The sequence below is a fragment of the Leifsonia aquatica H1aii genome (assembly GCF_000633535.1).
Taxonomy (GTDB): domain Bacteria; phylum Actinomycetota; class Actinomycetes; order Actinomycetales; family Microbacteriaceae; genus Leifsonia; species Leifsonia aquatica_A.
In genome coordinates this window covers 38,433-50,127 of sequence record NZ_AYMR01000012.1, presented here as the reverse complement: position 1 = coordinate 50,127, position 11,695 = coordinate 38,433, and the positions used below count along the sequence as shown (strand labels likewise).

Below are 11,695 nucleotides of genomic sequence, written 5' to 3'. Positions count from 1 at the left end.
CGACCGCCACGACCGCCGCCTCCGGCGCACCGACCCCTCCGCTCGACATCACCGCGGAACCCGTCGCCCCTCCGGTCCCGACGGTGGGTGCGAGCCCCGCGGACGTCGCGGACTGGCAGCACAGGCAGGCCGAGTGGAAGGCCGACCACGCCCGCTGGAAGGCGCGTCTGGCTGCGGACATGCGCGCGGTGAAAGCGCAGCGCTCGGCCGAGATGCGCTCCCAGGCGTCGGCCGCGAACGCCGCGGCGAACGCCCGTCGTGCGGCGTATCGCGCCGCCAACCCGCGGGTGGGCGCCGCCCTCGGCTGGCTGACGGTCGGACTCGCGATCATCGCCGGAGCCGTGGTCTCCGCGCTCTGGATCCCCCTGACCGGCCTGTCCGGTTACGTGCCGACCGCCGCGTTCGCGGCCGCCACCCTGGTGTTCGGCGTCGCCGCCCTCATCGCGGGTCTCGCCCGCCGCCGCAGCGGCTTCCTGATCACCTTCGGCCTCATCCTCGCCGCGCTCACCGCGCTCACGGCCGTGCTTCCGGGCGGGACGCGGGCGAGCTTCTCCGCCACCTCGATCGTCGCCGGCGCGGATCAGACGGTCACGCCGTCCGGCGACGCCGCCTACGTGCAGGGCTGGGGGCGCACGACGATCGACCTGACGGACGCCGTGATCGCGTCGGGAACGCCGGAGATCGATCTCGCCAAGGGCGCCGACCCGACCACCCTGATCGTGCCGGCCGACGCCACCGTCCGGCTGATGGCCGCCACCCCCGCGGGCGTGATCGTCACGGACCCCTCCGGCACCCGCCACGTCCACCAGTGCGAGCCGCGCCCGCTCGGCGGCTGCAGCACGAACATCCTGATCGGCCCGGCCGGTGCGCCGGAGACCGTCGTCCGCATTGCCCAGCTCGACGAGGTGCTCGTCCAGCGCGAGCAGAAGTGAGGAACGCCATGACCACCGACGCGACCCCGAACCCGTCCGAGAGCGCCGAGCCGGCTGCGACAGCGAACGCGGAGACCACCGCAAACACGGAGACCGCCGCAAACACGGAGACCACCGCGAACACGGAGACCACCGCAAACACGGAGACCACCGCGAACACGGAGACCACCGCGAACGCCGAGGAGGCGCACCGCCTCACGGAGGAGCTCCCCGCATCGGCCGCTCCCACGGAGGTGTTCCCCGAGACCGCCTCCCCCTCGGAGGCGCCCGCCGATGCGGCGCCCACGCGCTCGCTCCCCGCCGAGCCCTGGCTCACTCCCCCGCCTCCCGCCGCCTGGACGCCGGCCCCCGCCGCGTCGCGCGCGCCGATCCGCTGGGGCGGCGTCGTGTGGGGGCTGCTGCTGGTGCTCTTCGCCGGTGGGATGCTGTTCGTCCTCTCCGCTCCCGAGCGTCTGGCCGCCGTCGAGGTCTGGCTGGCCGCCCTCACGCCGGGCAGCGCGTGGGCCCTGTGGCTGGCGGCGGCCGGCGTGCTGATCGTGGTGTTCGCCCTGCTCGGCGCGATCCGGTCGGCGCAACGCCGCAGGCACACGGCCTGACCCGCAGACAGGCCAGACCGGGCGGACGGCCGAATCGGGCAGACGGCACGACCCCGCGCGGGGCATGATGGGGGCATGACCCCCGCCCGTTCGGCTGTCTCGGTCCGTGGCCTGCGCAAGACGTACGGCTCGTTCGAGGCGCTGCGCGGTGTGGACTTCGACATCGAGGAGGGCGAGACCTTCGCTCTCCTCGGCCCCAACGGCGCCGGCAAGAGCACCACCATCGAGATCCTCGAGGGCTATCGCGACCGCAGCGGCGGGACGGCGGAGGTGCTGGGCGTCGACCCCCAGCGCGGCGGCACCGCGTGGAAGGCCCGGCTCGGGATCGTGCTCCAATCAGGCATCGAGGCCGCCGATGTGACCGTCCGCGAGCAGCTGGTGCACTTCTCCCGGTTCTACCCGAAGCGGAGAGACGTGGACGAGCTCATCGCGGCCGTGGGGCTGACCGACAAGGCGAAGACCCGCATCCGCAATCTGTCGGGCGGGCAGCGCCGCCGCCTCGACGTCGCCCTCGGGGTCGTCGGTCGCCCGGAACTGCTCTTCCTGGACGAACCGACGACCGGTTTCGACCCGGAGGCACGGCATCAGTTCTGGGATCTCATCCGCGATCTCAAGCGTGAGGGCACGACGATCCTGCTCACGACCCACTACCTCGACGAGGCGGCCCAGCTCAGCGACCGTGTCGCCGTGATCGCCCGCGGGACGCTGATCGATCTGGGGGCCGTGGACGCGATCGGCGGGGCCGACGCGCGCATTCCGATCGTCCGCTGGCGCGACGCGGCCGGGGCGCCCCAGCAGGAGCGCACCGACCGGCCGGGCGCCGTGGTCGCGCGGCTCACCGCGCAGCTCGGCGGCGAACCGCGGGACCTCGAGGTGATCCGCCCGAGCCTGGAGGACATCTACCTCGAACTCGTGCGCGAGACGGGTGCACCCGCCGAGGAGGCGACCGCATGACGACCATCCCGCTGGGGCTCTCCCGGGCGCGGTACGAGACCCTGACCTATTTCCGGCAGGGCGACACGATCTTCTTCACCTTCCTCTTCCCGGTCGTCATGCTGGGGATCTTCTCGGTCGCCTTCCAAGGCCTCGGCAAGGTCGGTGCCGCGCCCGACGGCACGGGCGGCATCACCCAGGCCGCGTACTACCTGCCGGGGATGATCGCGGCCGGCATCCTCCTCAGCGGTGTGCAGAACCTCGCCGTCGACATCGCCGTCGAGAAGAGCAACGGCACGCTGAAGCGCCTGGGCGGAACGCCGCTCCCGGTCGTCTCGTACTTCATCGGCAAGATGGGCCAGGTCATCGTCACGAGTGCTCTGCAGATCGTGCTCCTGCTGCTGATGGCCCGGCTCGCCTTCGGCGTGGAACTGCCGACCGATCCCGAGCTCTGGCTGCGGTTCCTCTGGATCTACCTGCTCGGGATCGTGACCTCGGCGGTGCTCGGGATCGCGTTGTCCGCCGTGCCCCGCACCGGCAAGAGTGCGACGGCGGTGATCATCCCGATCGTCCTGGTGCTGCAGTTCATCTCGGGCGTCTACCTGGCGTTCAACCTGCTGCCGGTCTGGCTGCAGAACATCGCGAGCGTGTTCCCGCTCAAGTGGATCGCGCAGGGCATGCGCAGCGTCTTCCTGCCCGCGTCGTTCGAGTCGCAGGAGCCGAGCGGCAGCTGGCAGCTGGGCTGGATGGCCGTGGTGCTGCTGATCTGGCTGTTCGCCGGGCTCATCGCCTGCCGGCTGACCTTCCGCTGGATCCGCAAGGACGGCTGAGCACAGCCCCGACGTCTCCACAGCCCTGTACGCCTGCGACTTCTCCACGGATCCGCGGCGATCGGCGTCGGGCGTCGGCCCCCTCTGGAACGATGGCAGCATGAGCACCACCAGAGACCTCGCCGTCACGAGCCTGCGCGCCCTCGTCGGCCGGGAGGACGCCGACTTCCACCCGGGTCAGTTCGAGGCGATCGCCGCGCTCGTCGACGAGCAGCGCCGGGCTCTGGTGGTGCAGCGCACGGGCTGGGGCAAGTCGGCCGTGTACTTCGTGGCGACCATGCTGTTGCGGCAGCGCGGCGCCGGACCGACCATCCTGGTCTCGCCCCTGCTCGCCCTCATGCGCGACCAGGTGGCCGCCGCCGAGCGGGCGGGCGTGCGGGCGGTGACCATCAACTCGGCCAACCGGCACGAGTGGGACGACGTCTCCTCCCGCCTCCGCGACGACTCGGTGGATGTGCTGCTCGTCTCCCCGGAGCGGCTCAACAACCCCGATTTCCGCGACCAGCACCTGCCCGACCTCGTCGCCCGCAGTGGCCTGCTGGTGATCGACGAAGCGCACTGCATCTCCGATTGGGGGCATGACTTCCGCCCGGACTACCGGCGGCTGCGCGATCTCATCGCGGCACTCCCCGACGGCGTGCCGGTCCTGGCGACGACCGCGACCGCGAACGAGCGCGTCGTCGCCGACGTCGCGGAGCAGATGGGCGGGGCCGCGGGGCAGAGCGGTGCCGGAGGTCGCACCGACGTACTGACCATCCGGGGGCCTCTCGCCCGCCGTTCGCTCCGGCTGGGCGTGCTGGCCCTGGAGGATGCGACCGCCCGCCTCGCCTGGCTGGCGAGCAACCTCGATGCGCTTCCCGGCAGCGGCATCGTCTACACACTGACCGTCGCCGCGGCGGAGGACACCGCCCGGGTCCTGCGCCGGGCAGGATACGAGGCGTCCGCCTACACGGGTCAGACCGACACCGCCGAGCGGGAAGATCTGGAGGGCCGGCTCAAACGCAACGAGGTGAAGGTGCTCGTCGCCACGAGTGCGCTCGGAATGGGCTTCGACAAACCGGACCTAGGATTCGTCGTTCACCTCGGCGCGCCGTCGTCGCCGGTCGCGTACTACCAGCAGGTCGGCCGTGCCGGCCGTGCGACCGAGAACGCGGACGTCCTGCTCCTCCCCGGTCCGGAGGACCGGGCCATCTGGCAGTACTTCGCGACGGCCTCGATGCCGTCGGAGGAGAAGGCGGCGGCCGTCCTCGACGCGCTCTCGCACGAGACCCAGTCGACCCGCGTGCTCGAGAGCCGGGTCGATCTGAAGGCGTCGACGCTGGAGCTGCTGCTCAAGGTGCTCGACGTCGACGGCGCCGTCCGCCGCGTCTCCGGTGGCTGGGTGTCGACCGGGCAGCCCTGGGTGTACGACCGCGAGCGATACGAGCGGATCGCGGCGGCGCGGGAGGCGGAGCAGCAGTCCATGCTCGAGTACGAGCGCACCGACGTCTGCCGCATGCAGTTCCTCCAGGAGTCCCTCGACGACCCGGCCGCCGCACCCTGCGGCCGGTGCGACAACTGTGCGGGTGCGTGGTACCCGAGCGCGATCGCCGAGGAGGCGTCCGGTTCGGTGGCGGCGATGCTCGACCGGGTGGGCGTCGAGATCGAGCCGCGCAAGCTCTGGCCGACCGGGGCCGACCGGCTCGGCGTCGCCGTGCGCGGCAAGATCCCGCCCGCAGAGCAGCTGCAGCCCGGGCGCGCGCTGGCGCGGCTCACGGATCTCGGCTGGGGCGGACGGCTCCGCGAGGTCCTATCCGCTCAGGCGCCCGACGCGCCCTGCTCGCCCGCACTGATCGCGGCGTGCATCCGCGTGCTCTCCGACTGGGACTGGGCGGAGCGGCCGGCCGCGGTGGTCGCGATGCCGTCACGGCGACGTCCGCTGTTCGTCGAGTCGCTCGCGCGCGGCTTCGCCGATGCCGGTCGGCTCCCGTTCCTCGGCTCGCTCTCCCTGCGGGGCGGCGGACCGACGGGCGACCCGGGCGGCAACAGCGCGTTCCGTCTGGCGGCGGTCTGGGACCGGTTCGGCGTCGACGGGCTCGAGGTTCCGGCGGGCCGACCGGTGCTGCTCGTCGACGACCTGGTCGACAGTCGGTGGACGATCACGGTCGCCGGGAGGGCACTGCTCGCAGCGGGCGCCTCCGCCGTCCTGCCCTTCGCCGCCGCACTGCGAGGCTGAGCGCTCTGCTGCGAGATTGAGCGAGCTGCGAGGCTGGGCGCCCTACGAGGCTGAGCGCCGTGCTGCGCGGGTGGGCACCTCGGCGCCGGCAGAGAGGGCCGCAAGGGGCGACACCTAGAGGAAGTCGCCGCCGCCGAAGTCTCCCCCGCCGAAGTCGCCCCAGCCGCCGCCGTCACCGCCCCAACCGCTGTCGCCGCCCCAGCCGGCGTCGGCACTCGCGGCGTCGGCACTCGTGGCGTCGCCTCCCGAAGCATCGGCTGCCGCAGTGTCTGCTCCCGCGGTGTCTGCCCCGGTGTCGGCGCCCGAGCCGTCATTGGCGTCACCGCCGTCCCCGCCGGCCTGACTGTCCGCGGGGGACGGCAGGAACGCGCCGACGAGAGCCGATCCGATCACGAAGCCCGCCACGCTGCCGAGAAGCGAGCTCGCGAACATCCCGCCGAAGCCCATGCCTCCACCGGGACCTCCGCCCGTTCGACCGCCGAGCGAGCGCTCGAGGGTCCCGGGCTGACGCAGCTCGGATCGTGTCGCCGCCTGCGCCAGCGCGCGCGGATCGTCGCCACGCGGCTGCTCGCCGGCGGGAGCGTTCTCGCTCAGCTGCTGGAACAGCAGCCGGCGCTGCTCGGGCGTCAGCTTCGTGAACGCCTCCTCGTGCACCTGCTCGATCGTCTCGGGCGGTGCCGTGCGCAGGAGGTAGCGGTAGCGCTCGACGGCGATCTCGTCGTCGCTGCGCGCGGCCTGGCCCTGGCCCTGGCCCTGGGTCGTGGCGTACGCAGGTGCGGGCGCGGCGGAGGCCTGCGGCTCTTCGCGTCCCAGGAGGCGGTCGAGGAATCCCATGGTCGTTGCCCCTTCGGTCGACGGCGGTACGGGTGCGCCGTGCTGTCGAAAGCCTAGATTCCGCGCGTGTGAGAACTCTCAGAGACCGCCGAGCGGTCGCCTACAGGACCGTCCCGACGAGCACGGGCTCCGGGCGCAGCAGCACACCGAACTCGGATTGCACGCGGGCCTGGATGAACGAGGCGAGCTGGACGACGTCCTGCGCGGTCGCTCCGCCCCGGTTGACGATGGCGAGGGTGTGCTTCGTGGAGATCCCGGCGCCGGAGCCCGGCAGGGAGTACCCGCGCCGGATGCCCGCGTTCTCGATGAGCCAGGCCGCCGAGAGCTTCACGTCGTACGGCCCGTCGGCGAGCGGCGGGATGTCGGCCGTGTGCACGCCCGTTGGCGTGAGTCCGATCACGGCGGCCGGTTCCGGTGGAGTCACCGGCCAGCGCGGCGCGGTGCGGGGCAGGGAGCGCGCGAAGTCCTCCGAGACGATCGGGTTGGTGAAGAAGCTGCCCGCGCTGACCGAGTCGGGGTCGTCCGGGTCGAGGACCATTCCCTTGGAGGAGCGCAGCGCGATCACCGCGCGACGCAGTTCGGCGACCGGCACGCGGGAGCCGATCGTGACGCCGAGGGCGTCGGCGAGCTGCGCGTAGGCGACGGGTGCGCTGAGCGGCGCGCCGATCCCGCCGGGTACCGCGTTGTCGGCCAGCTCGAGGTCGACGGAGAGGACGATGCCCTGCAGGCCGCCCTTGAGCACCGACATCCGGTAGCCGAGGCCGAGCTGGGTCTTCGAGAGGGTCTGGATCTCGCCGCTCTGGTAGTCGAGGAACTCGACGCCGAGGAGGGCGGATTCGATCTCCTGCCCGTAGGCACCGATGTTCTGCACCGGGGCGGCGCCCGTCGAGCCCGGGATGCCCGACAGCGCTTCGATGCCCGCCCAGCCGTTGCGCACGGTGAGCGCCACCAGGTCGTCCCAGGGTTCGCCCGCCTGGACGCGCAGGCGCACACGGCCCTTGGGGGCGTCGAGCCGCTCGACGCCGCGCGTCACGATCCGGAGGACGGTGCCGTCGAATCCGTCGTCGCCCGCGATCGTGTTGGAGCCGCCGCCGAGCAGCAGCCAGTCGTCTCCGCTCGCCCAGACGTCGAGGGCCGCGGCGACCAGTGCGTCGCGGTCGGCCGGCGCGAGCAGGCGTGCCGGAGCGCCGCCGACTCGCATCGTGGTCAGGGCGGCGAGCGGGGTGGGCGACGATGCGTCGGTCATGCCAGGGTGACCCGCACCTGCGCCTTGCCGAGCACGGTCTCGCCGTTGAAGGTGGTGGTCAGGTCGACGCGGGCGACGCGGGCGTCCGCGTCGAGCTGGCCGACCTTCGCCGTGACGGAGACGGTCGCACCGCTGGCCGGGTCCACCAGGATCGGCCGGGTGAAGCGCACCTGGTAGTCGGCGACGCGCGCCGGGTCGCCGGCCCAGTCGACGACGGGCTGCACGGAGAGCCCCATGGTCAGCATCCCGTGCGCGATGACGCCGGGCAGCCCGACGGAGGTGGCGATGTCGTCCCGGTAGTGGATGGGATTGAAGTCTCCGGAGGCGCCGGCGTAGCGGACGAGCGCGTCGCGGCTCAGCTCGTAGTCGCGTTCGGCGATGACGTCGCCCACTGAGAGGGTGTCGAAGTCGGGTGCGGTCTGCTGGGTCATCATTCGTCCCCTCGAACGACCAGGGTGGAGGTGGAGGTCACGACGTGCTCGCCGGCCGCGTCGACGATCACGGTCTCGGCGGTCACCATCGAGTGGGCGCCGAGCGACTTGACCGCGGTGACGGTGAGCGTCCCGGTGAGTTCGTCGCCGGCGACGACGGGACGGGTGAAGGTGAAGCGCTGATCGCCGTGGACCACGCGGCTGAAGTCGATGTCGGCCTCCGGGTCGGCGAGCAGCTGGTCGAGCGAGAGCTGCTGCACGACGATCGAGAACGTCGGAGGGGCCACGAGGTCGTCATGGCCGGCCGCTCGGGCCGCCTCGACGTCGTACGAGGCGGGGTCGGTCGCGAACACGGCGCGGGCGAACTCGCGCACCTTCTCCCGGCCGACGAGGTAGGGGGCGGTCGGCGGGAACGCGCGGCCTTGCAGAGCTGGATTCACTGGCACCCGACGATTCTACGGGGCCACGAAAAAAGAACCCCGGCCGCCTGGCCGGGGTTCTCTTCACGTATGGTCAGCGCCTACTGGCAGCTGTCGCACTGCAGCAGGTCCATCGGGTCCACAGGAACCGCGTAGCCGCCGACGCTGTCGTTTTCGTAGTCCATGATGGCCTCCCCTGAAGTCTCGTTTTTCACCGCTTCTCGCGGTGTTCACCCACTATATAACCCTAATGACACGATTGTCATTCCACTAGATGTAGTGTTTTGCGACTTTTTTGCCTCGGCCCCCTTTATAGGGCCGACCACCGACATCGGGACGCGGGTGCGGCCTGGACCGGCCGTCGGGAAGATCCCCGGATTGTCGCGGATCGGGCGTGATCCCCGCACCCGGAGCGGCCGAATCGTAGGCCGTCGGCTCCTTCCATCGAGGCATCGGCTCGCGCGCCCTTCACCGGCGTGTCGTGCGAACACCGGCGTGTCGTGCGAACACCGGCGTGGCGCGCGAACGTTGCCGTGTCGCCCGGAGCGCGGCCACCTTCGGCCGGCTCGAGCACCCGTCACAGCCAGAACCGCCGTCGCTCGGCGTCGCTCCGGACGGCGTCGGCGGCGTCCAGGCGCTCGCGCAGCAGCCGGGCGTGGGCGGTGCGTCGCGACCGGCGCTCCGCTCGACGGAGTTCTCGTCGGAGTGGAGCGGCGGCGGCGCGGTGCAGGGCGGGCGGGAGGTTCACGTCGGACGGCATCAGGATCATGCCGCAACAGTGCGCGACGGCCGGCCGCCTCCGCGCGTCGATTGACGCACTCCGTCAATCGTCGTGGCGCCGCGGCCGCCGCGGGGTCAGACTCGGGGCATGAGCGTCACGATCGAACTCCCGCGGACGGCGGCGGAGCCGCTCTCGTTCGCGCCCTCCCCTCTCGCCGAGCTGAGCGCGGCCATGCATCTGCTGGTCGAGCCGACGCACCATCCGACGCAGAACGGCTGGGTCACCGCGACGACCGCGGCGACGGAGCCGCAGCTGCTCGACCGGCTGATCGACGCCGACTTCCTGTGGCGCACGTCGCGCGCCGACATGCTGCTGCCGGCGGATCCCGGGCCGACCCTCGCCGACGAGTTGGATGCGATGGACCGGCTGGACGATGAGACGTGGGTGTCGGCCGCGCTGCTCACGAGCAGCTGCGGGACGATTCCCCTGTTCCGTGAGCTGGGGTCTCCGCTGGTGGATCCAGCCGCGCGGAGGCTGGCGCGCGAGCGCGCGCAGGCGCGCGGACCCCGCCAGCTCGGGTTCGTCGACGTCGTGCTCGACGATCCCGGCCGCGCCCGCTCCCGCGTGCGCCGCCTGCTGGAGGACTGCGACGCCGCCTTCTTCTCCGACGTGTGGGCCGGGGTGAAGCCGCAGCTCGTCGACGACGCCCGCCGGATGTCCGACCTGCTCGCCACCGCGGGAGTCGCCCGGGTGCTCGAAGCCGTCTCCCCCGCGATCACGGTGGACGCCGAGCGGCACTGCCTCGTGGTGGACAAGCTGCAGGACAGCGCGACGACCGCCGACGATCGCGGCGTGGTCTTCCTGCCGAGCGTGTTCGGGCACCCGCACGTACTGGTCGTGCACGCCCCGGGCTGGCGTCCCGTCATCCAGTACCCGTCGACCGGCGGCCGCACGCCGCAGCTGGTCCCGGTGGAGGTGGTGCAGCAGCGGTTGCACGCGCTGGACCATCCCGTCCGACTGCGCCTCGCCCGCAGCCTCCTGCGCGGGCCGCACACCACCGCCGATCTCGCCGAGGCCTGGGGCCTGACCGCGCCCGAGGTCTCCCGCCATCTCGCGGCCCTCCGGGACGCGGGGATCGTCACGGCGACCCGGCGCGGACGCTACGTGGAGTACGAGCTCGAGGTGGCGACCACCACCCGGCTCGGCCGCGACCTGGTCGAGAGCCTGCTGCGCTGACCCCCCGAACGCACCCGCGGCCGACCGGCCGAGCCCGCAGCAATGCCGGCGGCCGGCCGCCGTGCTCAGCCGGCCGCGAGCTCCGACCGCGGGGCGTCGATGAGCGCCCGGATCGGCATGAGCGCGGAGCCGAGGGCGACGGTGTCGCCGCCGAAGGTGGCGGGGACGAGCTCGAACTGCGCGCCCAGCCGGTCGAGGCAGTTGCGTCGGACGGCCGCCGCGATCTGCTCGGAGTGCTGCTCCATCAGGCGCATCCCCACCCAGCCGCCCACGACGATGCGCTCCGGGTTGGTCAGGTTGACGACGCTTCCGAGCGCCGCGCCGAGCGCGTCGATCACCTCGTCGACCACGCTGGCGGCCTCCGCATCGGTCTGCGCCGCGGTGAGGAGGGCGCCGATCGCCTGCCATCCGCTGCCGTCGAACGACCCGCCCCGCTCCTGCCATGCGGCCAGGATCGCGTCCGCACCCAGGTAGGCCTCGACGCAGCCGCGCTGCCCGCACCGGCAGAGGGCGCCGCCGAAGCGGATCTTGGTGTGCCCCCACTCGCCGGCGCTGCTGAACGCACCGTGCTCGAGTTCCCCGTCGCTGATGACGCCGAGGCCGACGCCGCGGCCGAGCAGGGCTACGACGGCGTGGTCGATGCCCCGGGCGGCTCCGTACCAGAGCTCCGCCCGCGCCTGGGTCTTGGCGCCGTTCTCCGCGAAGACCGGCAGGTCCGGGTCCAGGTCGAGCGGGATCGGCCGGGGCGCCCACCCGAGGCTCTGCGCGTAGAGGACCTGCGAGCCGTCCGCCTCCGTCTCCACGACGCCGGGGAGGCCGAGGCCGATCCCCAGCACCCGGGGCCAGCGCTCACGGTTCCGGTCGCGCAGCTCGGCGACCGCCTCCTGGAGGTCGCGGTGGATGTCGTCGGGGGACTCCTCCTGCCGGCCGCCCCGGAACTCCCGGTCCACCATCGCGAGCGAGAGGTCGAAGAGTTCGACGGCGACGCCCCGCTCCCCCACGTCCACGCCGATGGCGTAGGCGCCGTCGGCCCGCGGGGCGATGAGCGAGATGGGCCGGCCGCCCCGGGAGGCGACGGAGCCGACCTCGGCGATCAGGCCGTCCTCGATGAGCTCGGCGGTGATGTTCGCCGCCGACGCGGAGGAGAACCCGCAACGCTGGGCGAGCTCCGCACGGGTGGTCTCCCCCGCCTGCAGCACGAACTGCAGCGCGGCGGCGCGGTTCTGCTGGCGCAGGGTCGTCACGGTCGCCGACTCCCGGGTTCCGGAGACGGCCGGCCGGGTTGGAGCAGTCATGGCTCGA

Annotated in this window: 11 protein-coding genes and 1 pseudogene; 6 read left to right on the top strand and 6 right to left on the bottom strand. The window is 72.5% G+C overall.

The window, feature by feature from the left end; genetic code table 11:
* The 5 genes and pseudogenes from U870_RS23210 to U870_RS0114205 all read left to right on the top strand — a co-directional run.
* Positions 1-932, top strand: a pseudogene (locus tag U870_RS23210) (LiaF domain-containing protein); the annotation flags it as partial.
* 8 nt (positions 933-940) lie between these two features.
* Positions 941-1,528 carry a hypothetical protein gene (locus tag U870_RS24040; protein WP_025158051.1) on the top strand — a complete coding sequence of 196 codons (588 nt, stop codon included), beginning with the start codon at positions 941-943 and terminating at the stop codon, positions 1,526-1,528.
* Between the two features lie 75 nt (positions 1,529-1,603).
* Positions 1,604-2,482, top strand: a complete 879-nt coding sequence (locus tag U870_RS0114215) for an ABC transporter ATP-binding protein (protein ID WP_025158050.1) — start codon at positions 1,604-1,606, stop codon at positions 2,480-2,482.
* On the top strand, positions 2,479-3,291 hold the full coding sequence (locus tag U870_RS0114210; RefSeq protein WP_025158049.1) for an ABC transporter permease: 813 nt from the start codon (positions 2,479-2,481) through the stop codon (positions 3,289-3,291). Before U870_RS0114215 ends, U870_RS0114210 begins: the two co-directional genes overlap by 4 nt.
* 100 nt (positions 3,292-3,391) lie before the next feature.
* Entirely contained in the window at positions 3,392-5,506 is a 2,115-nt protein-coding gene (locus U870_RS0114205) for a RecQ family ATP-dependent DNA helicase (protein WP_025158048.1), read from the top strand.
* 114 nt (positions 5,507-5,620) lie between these two features.
* Here U870_RS0114205 and U870_RS0114200 read toward each other — a convergent pair whose 3' ends face one another.
* From U870_RS0114200 to U870_RS0114175, 5 genes are all read right to left on the bottom strand, one after another.
* Entirely contained in the window at positions 5,621-6,340 is a 720-nt protein-coding gene (locus tag U870_RS0114200; RefSeq protein ID WP_025158047.1) for a hypothetical protein, read from the bottom strand.
* Positions 6,341-6,440: 100 nt separating this feature from the next.
* Positions 6,441-7,586 carry a UDP-N-acetylmuramate dehydrogenase gene (locus tag U870_RS0114195; protein ID WP_025158046.1) on the bottom strand — a complete coding sequence of 382 codons (1,146 nt, stop codon included), beginning with the start codon at positions 7,584-7,586 and terminating at the stop codon, positions 6,441-6,443.
* Entirely contained in the window at positions 7,583-8,017 is a 435-nt protein-coding gene (locus tag U870_RS0114190; RefSeq protein WP_025158045.1) for a MaoC family dehydratase, read from the bottom strand. The genes U870_RS0114195 and U870_RS0114190 overlap by 4 nt, the downstream gene beginning before the upstream one ends.
* Positions 8,017-8,463, bottom strand: a complete 447-nt coding sequence (locus tag U870_RS0114185; RefSeq protein ID WP_081815305.1) for a MaoC family dehydratase N-terminal domain-containing protein — start codon at positions 8,461-8,463, stop codon at positions 8,017-8,019. The genes U870_RS0114190 and U870_RS0114185 overlap by 1 nt, the downstream gene beginning before the upstream one ends.
* Positions 8,464-9,013: 550 nt before the next feature.
* Positions 9,014-9,205: a hypothetical protein gene (locus tag U870_RS0114175; RefSeq protein ID WP_025158043.1), complete on the bottom strand. Its 192-nt coding sequence runs from the start codon at positions 9,203-9,205 to the stop codon at positions 9,014-9,016.
* Positions 9,206-9,304: 99 nt separating this feature from the next.
* Here U870_RS0114175 and U870_RS0114170 point away from each other — a divergent pair, with 99 nt between their 5' ends.
* Positions 9,305-10,393 carry a helix-turn-helix domain-containing protein gene (locus tag U870_RS0114170; protein ID WP_025158042.1) on the top strand — a complete coding sequence of 363 codons (1,089 nt, stop codon included), beginning with the start codon at positions 9,305-9,307 and terminating at the stop codon, positions 10,391-10,393.
* A gap of 65 nt (positions 10,394-10,458) precedes the next feature.
* Here the strand turns inward: U870_RS0114170 and U870_RS0114165 are convergent, their stop codons facing one another.
* A complete protein-coding gene (locus tag U870_RS0114165) occupies positions 10,459-11,688 on the bottom strand; it encodes an ROK family transcriptional regulator (RefSeq protein WP_025158041.1) in 1,230 nt (409 codons plus the stop codon).
* Between the last annotated feature and the right edge of the window lie 7 nt (positions 11,689-11,695).

Excerpts from the sequence above, each read along its gene's own strand:
- U870_RS24040 (WP_025158051.1), top strand. The coding sequence starts at position 941 with ATGACCACCGACGCGACCCCGAACCCGTCCGAGAGCGCCGAGCCGGCT.
- U870_RS0114165 (WP_025158041.1), bottom strand. The coding sequence starts at position 11,688 with ATGACTGCTCCAACCCGGCCGGCCGTCTCCGGAACCCGGGAGTCGGCG.
- U870_RS0114175 (WP_025158043.1), bottom strand. The coding sequence starts at position 9,205 with ATGATCCTGATGCCGTCCGACGTGAACCTCCCGCCCGCCCTGCACCGC.
- U870_RS0114205 (WP_025158048.1), top strand. The coding sequence starts at position 3,392 with ATGAGCACCACCAGAGACCTCGCCGTCACGAGCCTGCGCGCCCTCGTC.
- U870_RS0114195 (WP_025158046.1), bottom strand. The coding sequence starts at position 7,586 with ATGACCGACGCATCGTCGCCCACCCCGCTCGCCGCCCTGACCACGATG.
- U870_RS0114190 (WP_025158045.1), bottom strand. The coding sequence starts at position 8,017 with ATGACCCAGCAGACCGCACCCGACTTCGACACCCTCTCAGTGGGCGAC.
- U870_RS0114170 (WP_025158042.1), top strand. The coding sequence starts at position 9,305 with ATGAGCGTCACGATCGAACTCCCGCGGACGGCGGCGGAGCCGCTCTCG.
- U870_RS0114210 (WP_025158049.1), top strand. The coding sequence starts at position 2,479 with ATGACGACCATCCCGCTGGGGCTCTCCCGGGCGCGGTACGAGACCCTG.
- U870_RS0114215 (WP_025158050.1), top strand. The coding sequence starts at position 1,604 with ATGACCCCCGCCCGTTCGGCTGTCTCGGTCCGTGGCCTGCGCAAGACG.
- U870_RS0114200 (WP_025158047.1), bottom strand. The coding sequence starts at position 6,340 with ATGGGATTCCTCGACCGCCTCCTGGGACGCGAAGAGCCGCAGGCCTCC.